We start from the raw sequence: 13,042 nt of genomic DNA on the forward strand, positions 1-13,042 counted from the left end.
TGTTCAAATCTTCCTATTTTAATTTCTTTCATTATATAGAAGGTAGGCTGTGAATTAATCCTTGTTGATGTAACGCATTTTACCTTCTAGTTTTCTTGGAATATCACCGATTTCACTTTCTTTAATTTCAATTGCATTGGATAAGTCTCTAATTAGTTCTGTAGCGCATTCCTTGCAATACTTACCAAACCGTATATCAACACCACATTTCTTGCATTTTATAAATATATCAGATCCTTCAGGAATTTCTAACTGACCACTTCTTAAAAAGTTATCAATTTTTCTTATTGGAACACCACATTCTTTCGATACAACTGACATAGTTGTAATTCCATTTTTTTCTATATATTCCTTTACAATTCCAAAGGTACTTTTCTCTTCAAATCCGCAACTAGGACACTTTACTAATTCAGGAACTATTTGTTTGTAATCCGCTCCACATATAGGACATCTAGAAGGATCTGCTCCTCGTTCTATACGTATACCTGCCATCCTTTCACCTCGTAATCTTCATTTGTTTATGTAAATCGAATGTCTTGTCATTATTTTACCATATTTTATTATATCTGCAAGCTTCTTTTGTATTATTATACGAAAAAAAGCCAAAAACCGTACTGTTTATACGGAATTCGGCTTAATATATTAAAATTCTATTAACTGGCTAAAACATATAAAACATATCATCATCATCAAATGAATCATTTTCATACTCTTTTGTCCAATCAATATTATTTGTTCTTTTTACTTTTACCTGTGGTCTGGCATTAGCAGCCTTCGCTTTTTTGTTACTTGCTTCTGTCTTTTTTTGCATCGCCTTTTTTTCTTTTTCTAAGCGCTTAACAATATCCAGCTTATCTGGTTGTTGTTCTTTTATCTTCGTATCTTTTTGCGAAGCCATTCCACCCTTTGAATCATTACCTCTTGATCTAAAATCTTTCCCGTGGTTATTCCCCGACCTAGAACCTTTAGACTGACCATAATCATCATCATCTTTATTGAATCTGTTGTTATAGTTTGGTCTATCATTTCCATCTCTTTTTTTATAATCTTTTCGTTCCGTGTTATTTTGGCCTCTGTATTCTCTTTTCTCGCCATTGTTATTTCTGTAATCTTTTTTGTCTGCGCCTGTACCAGATTTAAAGTCCTTATTATAGCCTCTGGATTTGTATTCTTGTCTTGGTCCATTATTGGTGTTTGTATAGCTGCCCCGACTGGTACGTTCTTCACTTGTACTACTGCTAACCACGAAAGTTTCTCCTCTCAAATTTTATAAAATTCTACCACTCTCATTTTATTATAAAACTGAATAATGTCAACACATTTTTTTCAATTTTTTTTCTTTTTTTATATATATTTAATATTGCGATTTGTAATAAATTCCAAACATGCATATAAATGGCTAATTTTATTTCTTATTTTCATTATCATCCACATTCTGGTTGCAATTCATAAATAATTCTGATACATTAAGAATACCTATAGTTATTTATAGGTATACTATTGATAGAATGAAAAGAGGAATATTACATGAGTAAACATGATGAAAATTGTGACTGCGGCTGCAACGAAGAATATGGCTTTGACGTAAACTCAACCGTAACTTTAACACTAGACGATGACACTGTTGTTGAGTGTGCTATTCTTACCATTTTTCCTGTTGATGAACAAGACTATATTGCACTTCTTCCATTGGATGAAAATGGAGAAAATGAAGAAGGCGAAGTATTCTTATATCGTTACACTGAAGATGAAAACGAAGAGCCTCAATTATCAAACATTGAAGATGATGACGAATATGAAAAGGTTGCCGATGCCTTTGATGAATTGCTTGACTCTCAAGAATTTGATGAAATAGAAGAATAATAATATCTAACACATTCTATTTCATTGAATTTAGAAAACACATCAACCAGAAATTATTAACTTCTGGTTGATGTGTTTTTTATTTGTAAGGATTCACGCTATCCCATACTTCTTTTTTCGTTTCGTATTGCTCATTTAACCAGTCGACTGCCATGTCCTTTCCTTCGTTGCTAAATTCAAACACAACAGATTGTTTTTGTTCTTCGTTTGTTACTTCAAAGCAATATGGTTCTGGCCAAATTGTAACTTTTAAGAGAGATTTCTCATCTTGTACTTCTTTGCATAACCGATATCTCATCCCTTTTAAGCTTCCCGTAAACGTTTCTTTTTTTAAAAAATTTAGAGAAATAAATTTTTCTTTTTCTAGCATATTCATTCTCCTTATCTTACGAGCGTTTGATTTCTATATATTGATTGCTAATACAAAAGCTGCTATCTAGTACTAATACCTTTTCAGATTTTTTAAAGTAAATAATCAATTTTTCTTTATCAACTGCTTTAATAATACCTTCTCCATACTTTTTATGAATAATTTCTGCGTTCGGTATCAATTCCTGCTTGCTAATCATTAATTCACCAACAAATCTAGATACCTCTAACTTCTTACCCAAACGCTCCTCTAGTGAGTAAACATACAGTTCTTCCTTGGCTCTTGTAAGCGCAACGTAAAACATGCGTCTTTCTTCTTCTAAGTCGGCTTCTTGGATTGCTTTACGAAAAGGTGTAATCCCTTCGTTCGCATCAATTACAAAAACAACTTTATACTCCAGTCCTTTCGAACTATGCATGGTTGCTAATGAAACTGCATCCTCTTGGTGGTTTCTATTTTTCACTTGTGATTTTAGCTCGTTTGTATACTCCTCCATGTGAAGGAACCATTCTCCATAAGTCTTGTATGGCTTTGCACTTTCTTGTACTTCATTTAAGGTGTCTATTAATTCATCTGGCTTAATTCTTCTAAATTCTGCATATTCCTTTAGGTAATTTTCATAACCAATTCCTTGACGTATGTAGTTAATTGCTGCATAGGGAGGCATATTTGTTAGCATCTTTAAATCATATTCTAACTTGTTGATTCGTTCTATCATCCAATCTTTGTCTTTATAAAACTCTCTTATATTTTCAAAAGATATTTGCATATTATCAATGCATTCCCTGCTAATATATCGTTTTGGACGATTAATAATTTGCAAAAACTCTTTTCGTTCTCTAGAACCAGTTGCCAAATTAATATAGGATATTAAGTTCTTTGTTATCCAATGTTCGTAGATATTTGGTAATACATCTTTCATTTTGAATGGAATATTATATTCCATAAGCTTTTCGACTAAGGTACGTGGCTGTGTATTGGTACGATAAAGTATGGCGATATCAGAAAAGCTTTTGCCTGACTTTTTATAAGCTAATATCTTATCTATAATTTCCATATTTTCTAGGTTTTGATCTTTAAATTTCTTGATTACAATCGGAACACCTTGACCATGTATGGTGTTTATCTTTTTATCGAATCGACTTTTATTATTCTTTATGACTCTTACTGCTCCTTCGACAATTGACTGTGTAGACCGATAATTCATATCAAGTAAAACCTTGTTTACCTTCTTAAAATCATGCTCAAAATTTAACATAATTTCTGGTTTTGCTCCTCGAAACCGATAAATAGACTGATCATCGTCTCCAACAATAAAAAGATTGTTGTTTGGTTTTGCGAGCATTTTTACAATGTCATATTGGATTTTATTAATATCTTGAAACTCATCAATTAAAATATATTGATATTTATTTTGCCATGCCTTTAAAATATCTTCTCTTGCCAAAAATAACTCATAACAATAAACAAGCATATCGTCAAAATCGATTAAACGAGATCTTTTAAGCTTATTATCATACTCTTTAAATATCTTTCGAAACACATCCTCTGGACAATTGGTCGAATAATAATTTTCTAGTGATATTCTATCATTTTTAATTAAACTAATTTCACCTGTGATGTCTGAAATAAATTCCATTTCATCATCGATTTCTAGTTCGAATTTATGTATGATATCTCTTAGGAATTCAACTCTTTGCTCATCTCTTAGAATGTTCTCTGCACGAAATCCATAAGCATGTTTTAAAATGGTAAAAAATATAGCGTGAAATGTACCAAAAGAAACTGGTACACTTTTACCCATTAAGCGTTGAAAACGCTCCTTCATTTCCAAAGCTGCAGCCTTTGTAAAAGTAATGACCAAAATATTGGCTGGATTTATCGCACATTGCTCAATCAAATATTTTGTTCGTTGTGTAATGACCATCGTCTTTCCACTTCCTGGTGGAGCAATTACAATACATGGTCCTTTTACGTGGGTAACAGCTTGTAATTGTCCTTTATTTAGACTAGACTTCATGTTGCCTCCAATTCTTACTCTCTCCCTGGTAAGTAAATCGTTTCACTTACCATCCCTATTATTCTACATGAAATCACACAAAAATCAAAGTGATTTTAAAAGGAATGTATGTACAAATAAGTACTTGTAAGCTATACTTTAGATAATGAACATACGAAAGGAATATTTTATGGACGTAGAAAAGCGCAGAGAACAAATTCTAACTACATTGCAACAATTGAAAACTCCTGTTTCAGGGGATGCTCTCTCTAAGCAGTTAGGGGTAAGCAGACAAATCATCGTACAAGATATTGCTGTCCTTAAGGCTCGCAATTATAATATATTATCCACTAACAGAGGATACTTACTATTTCCTGATTCCCCAATGAACGTTTCGAGAGTTTTTACTGTATCTCATGATACCAGTCAAATCAAAGAAGAATTATATTGTATCGTTGATTGTGGCGGATTTATTCGTAATGTAATGGTGAAGCATGAGGTATATGGTAATATTACTGCGGATTTAAATATTGCCTCTAGACGAGATGTTGATAAATTTGTCAACAAGGTTGAAACCTCGAAAGCAGTACCTCTTAAGACTCTTGGAGGTGATATACATTCTCATACCGTCGAGGCGGACAATGAATCGATTTTAGATGAAATCGAAAAACAATTGGATGCTCTTGGATTTCTAATTTAAAAGTATACAACAACTCCCCTACCCTTTATAAAAGAATAGAGGAGTTGTTGGTTCTCATAGCAGTTATGTGTTAAATTCTTTTTTTAAAAATATATTTGAAGAAATCAGATAAGAAAGTAGCACAATTAAAAGCGAAATAAAACATAAATATTTTGCATCTATTAAAAATATGTTAAAAAACATTTCATTCAAGTTCGTACTTTTTTTAGAAAATAATGCAATCAAAACTCCAACTAGCATAACACTAAGCATCATTACGTTAGATGCCTTAATATAATCAAAACGAATAAAAAAAGGAATCATGATTGACAAGACTATTAAGCCACCTGCAACACCATATAGAATACCTTTTCCTGACCATGTATCAATTCCAGATAAATACATGCCTGCCAGCAAAAGAAGATTCGTTGCATAATACAAGGTGTTTATCAGCAATATGCTTAAGTATTTGGCAGTTATAATATTTTGTCTTATATATGGTAGTGTTATAATTGTAGCTCCTGCCTTATACTTTCCTTCTGCCTCAAAGGATATGATGGTATTAAAGTAAGAAAACAGCAATCCTATTGCACACACAAGCGCATTTTCAATAACCGTATGGTCAATCAGCAGTTTAAACAACAACGTAATAAATGTACATAAAAAACCATATGCTAGCATTTTATTTTTTACCAGCATAAAATCTTTTCGAATCAGGTTCATACTATCTCCTCCTAAAATTCCATACTTTCAAAGAAATACATAGATACACTTCTTGATATAGTTATACTTAAGAAAATCACTGCCACACAAATGATTGCATAATATTCTTTTAACCAAGTCATAGAATCGATGAGAAATCTTATGTTTGTATTATCCCAAATCAGGACCCCTAAAATGGTGACTCCTAAGATAGAAAACAAAGAAATACCACGTACTACGCTGTCTTCAAACTTAAGATAAAGTGGCAAGGTAACACTCGCAAACAACGAATATGCACAGAGTGTTAAAAAGAAAACTTCAATGCTTAAAGGCTTAAATAAAAACACATGAAAAAACTTTGTAATTTCAACGATTACAATATAAAAAAGGCTAACAAAAGCAAATCCTAACATGACACTCATATATCTTGCATTCACAATTGTCTTTTTCTGAAAAGGCATGGATAACAAAAGCGACATGGAGTGATTCATTTTATCTTTTGCACTTACTGTCATTAATATTTGCCATCCAAACGATACGGCCATAATTGCATATCCCATGATTCCAAGATTTGTTGAAACAATAATTAAAATAAATAACATCTGTGCTATTAACAATCCTATATTGTTTCGAAGCACAATACTATAATCTTTTCTAATTAATGATAAATACATAACATCCCTACCTCTCCATATATGCAATCATGACATCTTCAATTGTTGGTTTTTCAAATAAGGCGTTCTCCATTTCTCTTTTTAACTTTTCTTTTTGGCCCGTAAGCCCTTCAAAGGAAAAGCCTCGTTCAGAAAGCGAGATAAACTGTGTTCGATTGCTACTGTTTAGCATTTGCTTTTCTCCCTTTACCAAAGCATGTTCTTCCAATAATACATCTTTTTCTTTATTTAGAATGACTTCTCCTTGATTAAGCATTATAATTCGATCTGCAATCTTATCCAAATCTGTTGTAATATGAGTTGAAAAAAATACCGTTTTTCCGTCTTCTTCCATGAAGGTACGAATCATATCTATAAATTCATTTCGAACCTTTGGATCTAATCCAGAGGTTGGTTCATCCATAATTAGTAAATCAGCATGATGTGACAAAGCCAATGCGAGAGAAAATTTCATTTTCATTCCCTTTGATAACTGCTTTATTCTTTGTTTTTCATCGAGCTGAAACAGGGTAATATATTTTTTATAATTATCCTCATCCCAATTGCTATAAGCTCCCGCAAATATTTTTTTCATATCTGATAATTTCAAATCTTCATAAAGATATCCTTGGTCAAAAACAATACCGATTCTATTTTTTATCTCTTTTTCATTTTCATTTAAGTCTTTGCCAAATAATTTAATCTCGCCTGCATCTTTCTTTATCAGATTAAGCATTAATTTAATGGTAGTGGTCTTGCCTGCACCATTCATCCCAATAAATCCTGCCACAATTCCCTTTTCTATTTTAAAGTCAATCCCCTTTAATATTTGACTTCCTTTTGTATAACTTTTTTCTAAACCGTTGATTTCGATTACATAATCCATTTAACTACCTCCATTTTCATCATACAAAATATTCATCATTGTCTGCATATCATCTTTTGTTACTCCAATCGCCTTTCCAATCTGGTACGCTTCTAATAACTTCTCTTCAACTTGCCTAAGCCTCGCTTCCTTGAGTAATTCGAGATTGTTCGATATTGCAAATGTCCCTTTTCCATGTACGGTCTTTATAAATCCTTCTTCCTCAAGTTCATCATACGCTCTTCTGGTTGTAAGAACGCTTACTCTTGTTTCGTTAGCAAGATTTCGAATCGAAGGCAATAATTCACCATCTTGAATTTCACCTGTTAAAATTGCTTCTTTAATCTGATTTTTTAATTGTTGATAAATAGGCGTTTCACTCACATTTGATATTATTATATTCAAGATAACCTCCAACTGTGCTTTTATGTGTATTACTGTATATGTCTTTAATACACAGTATAATTTCTTTTTAAGCTTTTGTCAATGATAAATGAGAGAAAACAAATATCTATTTTAGATATTTATGTACAAAAAAAGCAGTATCCATTTGATCCTGTCAAGGTTGTAGACTGCTTATTTTGGTTAATTATTCAAATTGTTCTTTCGAATTTTTAAAAAGTCATAATAAATACGTACCGTCTCTACTATATATATCATAATGACTCCTTGTTTCAATACATCATAACAGATTATTTAATCATTTGGTTTTATATAAAAATTACCTTCAAGTTGTTCTGTTTTGATAATATTAATAAATACCTTATCATCAACCTCCCTAATATTAGATACCACTTTTTTTACTTCTTCTCTTCCAACTACAGAATAGATTAATGTTCTTTCTTTTTTTTCATAGGTTCCAAAACCATGAAATGTGGTAGAAGCGTGTCTGGTTGTTTCACTTATTGCCTTTGCCACTTCTTCTGGGTATTGCGTGATGATAAACAAAGTATTTTTCTTATATCTTTTATAGCATAAATGAAGCATCTGCGTAGAAGTAAATTGAAAAATAATGGAATATAACGCTTTATTCCACCCAAATAGATATCCTGCAACAAGTAAAATAACAGCATTTCCTATCAAAATATAGTTCCATGCATCAATACCATATCGTTTGGATAAAAATATAGCAATAAAGTCAGTTCCTCCACTTGTAGCATCTGCAAAAAGGCACATACTTATGGCAGTGCCAGATACCATTCCACCAAAAATACTAATCAACAGAATATCATACGTAATGGGATACGAAGGAATGATATCTGTAAATATACTGGTTAAAATTATCATAATACAAGAGAATATCGTAAATTTTTTACCAATACACTTATAACTTACAAAAACTGGTATGGAGTTTAATAATATATTAACAAAAGCAAACGATACTTTAAATCCCAAGAATTCTTTCGTGATTTCTTGTATCAAAATTGTAAGCCCTGTAAAGCCTCCTGGCAGTAATCCCCCCGCATCTACAAAACTATTTAAGTTTATAGACATTATAACTGAAGCAACAATGATCAATAGAATTCGAAAGATATCTTTTCTTAGTACTTTACGTTTTTCTTGTATATTCATTCAAATAACCTCATTATACGTATTTGTGACAAAAGACACATGTTACATTTTTTTACTATTTATCTCCTAGAACTACCCTTATTATACTCCATCAAGAGTGCAGAGAAAAGAATCAGTTGGTAATATTTGCTATCTTTATCTGCATCTTTCCTATTATATAATAAAGTGTCTGCTTCGCAGACACTTTAAAAAGGGTTTATTTACTTAGCTTTTCAATTGCAATTTTAATTCTCTTGATTGATTCTTCTTTACCAATAATCTCCATAATTTCAGTTGCTCCTGCTGGAGTCATCTGTTTACCAGATACTGCTGTTCGAATTGGCCACATAACATACCCATTCTTATAGCCTTTTTCTTCCACATATCTTAATAATAAAGCATATAGAGCATCATTGCTATAATCGTCTTGTGCTTCCAATACAGGTAGTAGATCTGTTAACACTTCTAATGATGTTTCGGTATTTGTTTTCATTTTTTTATGAGTAAACATTGCGATATCATACTCTGGCAGCTCTTCAAAAAAATCAACCAACTCTAAAATATCAGGAAAAACTTCAATTCTAGTCTTTACCATATCGGCAATCTTTCTCAAATCAAAATCTTTGGTAAGTACTTTTTTTAAATAAGGCTGCGCTTTTTCAAAAAACGTATCAGAATCCATTGCCTTCATGTATTCACCATTCATCCACTTTAGTTTCACAACGTCAAATACAGCTGGTGCTTTGCTCATATGATGATAATTAAACTTCTCAATCAATTCTTTCAAAGAAAAAATTTCTTGATTGTCTTCTGGACTCCAGCCTAACAATGCAACAAAATTAACTACCGCTTCCGTTAAAAATCCTTGCTCAATTAAATCTTCATAGGAGGAGTGCCCACTTCTTTTACTTAACTTCTTATGTTCTTCATTTGTAATCAATGGACAATGTACATAAGTAGGTACTTCCCAACCAAACGCTTCATATAAACGATTATATTTTGGTGAAGAAGATAAGTATTCATTTCCTCGAACCACATGTGTAATTCCCATTAAGTGATCATCTACCACATTGGCAAAATTATAAGTTGGATAGCCATCTGATTTGATTAAAATCATATCATCTAATTCAGAATTATCAACCGTAATGTCACCATAGATATCATCAGAAAATGTTGTGGTTCCACTCGTTGGATTGTTTTGCCTGATTACATAAGGTACACCAGATGCTAATTTTTCCTCCACTTCCTGCTTAGAAAGTGAGAGGCAATGCTTGTCATAAACTACAATTTCTTTTCCCGCCACTTCTTGCTTTAAGCTTTCTAATCGATCTTTATCGCAAAAACAGTAGTAGGCCTCACCCTTTTCAACTAATTCTTTTGCGTACTTTAGATATAAGCCTTGTTCATGCCTTTCACTTTGCACATAAGGACCAACTCCACCATCTTTATCTGGTCCTTCATCATGTACTAACCCAGTTTTTTCTAAGGTACGGTAAATAATCTCTAATGCACCTTCAACAAATCGTTCTTGATCTGTATCCTCTATTCTTAAAAGAAAGTCTCCACCTTCATGTTTTGCAATTAAATATGCATACAATGCTGTTCTTAAGTTTCCAACATGCATTCTTCCTGTTGGACTAGGTGCAAATCTGGTTCTTACCTTTTTCATTTCACAAATCTCCTATTCACAATTTATTCCTGCTTCGTTTACGTTATAGCAAAACCAAAATCAAACTATAACACTATTTAACAAATGAAACTTCTTGCTGGTTCATCTTGTCGACCTATGTTGGCTATTATACACTTTATTTTGCCAATCATCAAGATAAAGTATTAGCCTCTCTTTTCAAAAATTAACGAAATACAATAGAAAAACCGCCAGAATTTAATCTGACGGCTATCGGCTTATTCATATGGCTGAATTTCATAGCCTTGCGCTTTAACTGCATCGATGAAATCACCTAATACCTGAACATTCGTGGTTGAAACAGCATGAAGTAAATATATTGCTCCTGGATGAAGTTTTTCCTTCATAGTCTTTAGTGCTTCTGTTTTATCAGGTTGGGCATCTGTTAGCCAATCTTTATATGCAAAACTCCAAAAAATGGACTTATAACCTAAATTATGAACAATAGCAAGTGACTGCTCACTAAAGGCGCCCGTTGGATAACGAAACAGGCTCATTTTATAATTATAATTTTCAAGCAGGTAATCATGAACGCCTGTTAATTCATTTTGTTGATCTTCAACCGTTGCCAAAGATGGTAATCCGTTGGAAGGGTGATTCACACTGTGGTTACCAATAATATGTCCCTCGTTAATCATTCGGTTGATTAAATCTGGGTTCGTTTTTGCATATGGAAGTGTTACAAAAAATACAGCCTTTACATTTTTTTCTTTTAAAATGTCCAATATTTGAGCCGTATTTCCAGTTGGGGAATTCGCTTCTGGATACTCATATCCTTCATCAAAGGTTAAAAAGATTGCATCAGAATCCGTACGAACAAAGTCAGCTCCCAAATGCCCATATTTATTCTGATACATAGTAGCACCTGTCGGAACATTTTTATCATTGACATTTCCGCCTGGACCCCAGCCTTTTGTCTCCGTATCAAGTCCGTCTAATGAAATTTGTTCAATTTCTTTTGTTTCTTCTTGTTCTTGCTTCTCCTCTGGCTCGCTATCTTGTTCCTTCGTAGAATCAGGTACTTCATCATTGTTAGGCTCTGTAGCTTCTACACCGTTTTCCACTTCGTCTACTTCATTCTCACCTGTAGTGACGTCGTTTTTGTCTTGAATTTGCGTTTCTGCCATTGTATCAATTGTTTTTGTCTCTTTATTCCCACAGCCTGTCGCCAAAGCTGCTGCCATTACTAATAGAACTAAGTACTTTTTATTCTTCATACATTCTCCTTTGTTTTATATAATTCATACCTGTCATGACATAAATTGACAAGTTTTAGTATTATCATAGACGATATATTTTACAATCCAATTACTTAAGCATTACATAATCCTTAATTTTTCCATGTAGACATCTTTTTGATTCTTATGTAATATACGGGTATAATTGGAATCAATGCACTTACCCATGCGACAGGATCTGCAAAGCATACTCCTGCATACCCCATAAATTGGGCAAGTGTAAATGCCACTACTCCTCTGGCTATTAGTTCAAAAATTCCTCCTATCATTGGAAAAAAGCCATCTCCAAGACCTTGCAGCGTATTTCTATAAATAAAAATAAGTCCAAGCGCTGGGAAGAAGCCCACTACAATATTAAAATAATGTTGTGCCGCATCAATAACTTCTCTTTCTCCTCCTGAAACAAACATTTTTACAGGTAATTTCCCAAAAAATATTAAAAACACAGCTGCAAGGACACTATAGATTAATGTGATCTTAATACCTTCTTTCATTCCTTGTCTGATACGATCAATTTTACCAGCTCCAGTATTTTGTCCTACATAGGTAGCCATAGTTGCCCCCAAGGAAGCAAATGGCTGTGTAACAATTTGTTGTGCCTTTGAAGCTGCTGTATATGCTGCAATATAAAGAGAACCTAGAACATTTAATGCTGCCTGAATAATCATAACCCCAATGGCTGTTATAGAAAATTGTAATGACATTGGAATTCCTATTTTCATTAAATTAAAAGCACTGTTACTTGAAAATTTTAAATCTTCTTTACCAATTCTAAGTATTGGATATTTTTTAATCATATATACAAGACATAAAATAGCTGATACCGCTTGTGCAATAACGGTTGCATACGCAACACCTTCTACTCCCATCTTAAAAACCACCACAAATAGCAAATCTAACACTACATTTATAACAGAGGCAATGGCTAAGAATATCAATGGTGTCTTACTATCTCCTATTGCCCTAAGTATAGCCGAAAGCATATTATATAGCATAGTTATTCCTATGCCTGCAAATATTATTTTTATATACAAACTTGAATCTGCAAAGATGTCATCAGGTGTCTTCATTAATCGTAGTATGCTATCAATTCCTAACAGCGTTCCTACCGTTAGTACAATGGTGATTATAACAGATAAATAACCTGACATTACGGTAAAATGACGAACTCTTTTTTCATCTTTTGCACCAAAACTTTGGGCAATGAGTACGGAAAATCCACTCGTCATTCCCATTACAACTCCCATAATTAAAAAAACTACAGAACCTGTTGCTCCAACTGCTGCAAGTGCATTTACGCCAATAAAACGACCTACTACTGCTGAATCAACTACATTATAAAATTGTTGAAATATATTCCCAATGATGAGTGGTATTGCAAATTTTAAAATAAGGCTTCTTGGATTGCCCACTGTCATATCATTTGTCATTTTTA

The 13,042-nt window shown here is 32.8% G+C and carries 14 protein-coding genes; 2 read left to right on the plus strand and 12 right to left on the minus strand.

Annotation, left to right across the window (positions count from 1 at the left end; genetic code table 11):
• Positions 1–54: 54 nt before the first annotated feature.
• Positions 55–492 carry a hypothetical protein gene (locus F7O84_RS07095; protein ID WP_151143502.1) on the minus strand — a complete coding sequence of 146 codons (438 nt, stop codon included), beginning with the start codon at positions 490–492 and terminating at the stop codon, positions 55–57.
• A gap of 169 nt (positions 493–661) precedes the next feature.
• Positions 662–1,246, minus strand: a complete 585-nt coding sequence (locus F7O84_RS07100; protein ID WP_151143504.1) for a hypothetical protein — start codon at positions 1,244–1,246, stop codon at positions 662–664.
• 281 nt (positions 1,247–1,527) lie between these two features.
• Here F7O84_RS07100 and F7O84_RS07105 point away from each other — a divergent pair, with 281 nt between their 5' ends.
• Positions 1,528–1,863, plus strand: coding sequence for a DUF1292 domain-containing protein (locus tag F7O84_RS07105; RefSeq protein ID WP_151143507.1), 336 nt, complete (start codon positions 1,528–1,530; stop codon positions 1,861–1,863).
• Positions 1,864–1,942: 79 nt separating this feature from the next.
• Here F7O84_RS07105 and F7O84_RS07110 read toward each other — a convergent pair whose 3' ends face one another.
• Complete coding sequence (locus F7O84_RS07110; protein ID WP_151143510.1) at positions 1,943–2,233, minus strand: GNAT family acetyltransferase; 291 nt, start codon at positions 2,231–2,233, stop codon at positions 1,943–1,945.
• A 16-nt stretch (positions 2,234–2,249) separates the two neighbouring features.
• Positions 2,250–4,253 (minus strand): ATP-dependent helicase, encoded by a 2,004-nt coding sequence (locus F7O84_RS07115; protein WP_151143513.1) that lies wholly within the window; start codon positions 4,251–4,253, stop codon positions 2,250–2,252.
• A gap of 169 nt (positions 4,254–4,422) precedes the next feature.
• Here F7O84_RS07115 and F7O84_RS07120 point away from each other — a divergent pair, with 169 nt between their 5' ends.
• Positions 4,423–4,932, plus strand: coding sequence for a transcription repressor NadR (locus tag F7O84_RS07120; protein ID WP_151143516.1), 510 nt, complete (start codon positions 4,423–4,425; stop codon positions 4,930–4,932).
• A gap of 63 nt (positions 4,933–4,995) precedes the next feature.
• On the opposite strand, the gene F7O84_RS07125 is transcribed toward F7O84_RS07120, so the two are convergent.
• The 8 genes from F7O84_RS07125 to F7O84_RS07160 all read right to left on the minus strand — a co-directional run bounded on the left by F7O84_RS07125 (position 4,996) and on the right by F7O84_RS07160 (position 13,037).
• Positions 4,996–5,634, minus strand: a complete 639-nt coding sequence (locus tag F7O84_RS07125) for an ABC-2 transporter permease (protein WP_151143519.1) — start codon at positions 5,632–5,634, stop codon at positions 4,996–4,998.
• Between the two features lie 11 nt (positions 5,635–5,645).
• Positions 5,646–6,287: an ABC-2 transporter permease gene (locus F7O84_RS07130; protein WP_151143522.1), complete on the minus strand. Its 642-nt coding sequence runs from the start codon at positions 6,285–6,287 to the stop codon at positions 5,646–5,648.
• A gap of 7 nt (positions 6,288–6,294) precedes the next feature.
• Entirely contained in the window at positions 6,295–7,152 is an 858-nt protein-coding gene (locus F7O84_RS07135; RefSeq protein ID WP_151143525.1) for an ABC transporter ATP-binding protein, read from the minus strand.
• On the minus strand, positions 7,153–7,536 hold the full coding sequence (locus F7O84_RS07140; protein ID WP_151143529.1) for a GntR family transcriptional regulator: 384 nt from the start codon (positions 7,534–7,536) through the stop codon (positions 7,153–7,155).
• Positions 7,537–7,827: 291 nt separating this feature from the next.
• A complete protein-coding gene (locus tag F7O84_RS07145; RefSeq protein ID WP_151143532.1) occupies positions 7,828–8,703 on the minus strand; it encodes a YitT family protein in 876 nt (291 codons plus the stop codon).
• Positions 8,704–8,899: 196 nt separating this feature from the next.
• Positions 8,900–10,351 carry a glutamate--tRNA ligase gene (gene gltX / locus F7O84_RS07150; RefSeq protein WP_151143535.1) on the minus strand — a complete coding sequence of 484 codons (1,452 nt, stop codon included), beginning with the start codon at positions 10,349–10,351 and terminating at the stop codon, positions 8,900–8,902.
• 236 nt (positions 10,352–10,587) lie between these two features.
• Complete coding sequence (locus F7O84_RS07155; RefSeq protein ID WP_151143538.1) at positions 10,588–11,586, minus strand: polysaccharide deacetylase family protein; 999 nt, start codon at positions 11,584–11,586, stop codon at positions 10,588–10,590.
• 113 nt (positions 11,587–11,699) lie between these two features.
• The gene (locus F7O84_RS07160) at positions 11,700–13,037 is read right to left on the minus strand and encodes an MATE family efflux transporter (protein WP_151143540.1); all 1,338 of its coding nucleotides are present in this window, start codon (positions 13,035–13,037) and stop codon (positions 11,700–11,702) included.
• Between the last annotated feature and the right edge of the window lie 5 nt (positions 13,038–13,042).

Source organism: Candidatus Galacturonatibacter soehngenii, from assembly GCF_008830185.1.
In the GTDB taxonomy this organism is placed as follows: domain Bacteria; phylum Bacillota; class Clostridia; order Lachnospirales; family Lachnospiraceae; genus Lachnotalea; species Lachnotalea soehngenii.

What these genes read in the sequence shown, in the direction of transcription:
- F7O84_RS07120 (WP_151143516.1), top strand. Translation starts at nt 4,423, where the DNA reads ATGGACGTAGAAAAGCGCAGAGAACAAATTCTAACTACATTGCAACAA.
- F7O84_RS07155 (WP_151143538.1), bottom strand. Translation starts at nt 11,586, where the DNA reads ATGAAGAATAAAAAGTACTTAGTTCTATTAGTAATGGCAGCAGCTTTG.
- F7O84_RS07095 (WP_151143502.1), bottom strand. Translation starts at nt 492, where the DNA reads ATGGCAGGTATACGTATAGAACGAGGAGCAGATCCTTCTAGATGTCCT.
- F7O84_RS07115 (WP_151143513.1), bottom strand. Translation starts at nt 4,253, where the DNA reads ATGAAGTCTAGTCTAAATAAAGGACAATTACAAGCTGTTACCCACGTA.
- F7O84_RS07125 (WP_151143519.1), bottom strand. Translation starts at nt 5,634, where the DNA reads ATGAACCTGATTCGAAAAGATTTTATGCTGGTAAAAAATAAAATGCTA.
- F7O84_RS07130 (WP_151143522.1), bottom strand. Translation starts at nt 6,287, where the DNA reads ATGTATTTATCATTAATTAGAAAAGATTATAGTATTGTGCTTCGAAAC.
- F7O84_RS07135 (WP_151143525.1), bottom strand. Translation starts at nt 7,152, where the DNA reads ATGGATTATGTAATCGAAATCAACGGTTTAGAAAAAAGTTATACAAAA.
- gltX (WP_151143535.1), bottom strand. Translation starts at nt 10,351, where the DNA reads ATGAAAAAGGTAAGAACCAGATTTGCACCTAGTCCAACAGGAAGAATG.
- F7O84_RS07110 (WP_151143510.1), bottom strand. Translation starts at nt 2,233, where the DNA reads ATGCTAGAAAAAGAAAAATTTATTTCTCTAAATTTTTTAAAAAAAGAA.
- F7O84_RS07160 (WP_151143540.1), bottom strand. Translation starts at nt 13,037, where the DNA reads ATGACAAATGATATGACAGTGGGCAATCCAAGAAGCCTTATTTTAAAA.
- F7O84_RS07145 (WP_151143532.1), bottom strand. Translation starts at nt 8,703, where the DNA reads ATGAATATACAAGAAAAACGTAAAGTACTAAGAAAAGATATCTTTCGA.
- F7O84_RS07105 (WP_151143507.1), top strand. Translation starts at nt 1,528, where the DNA reads ATGAGTAAACATGATGAAAATTGTGACTGCGGCTGCAACGAAGAATAT.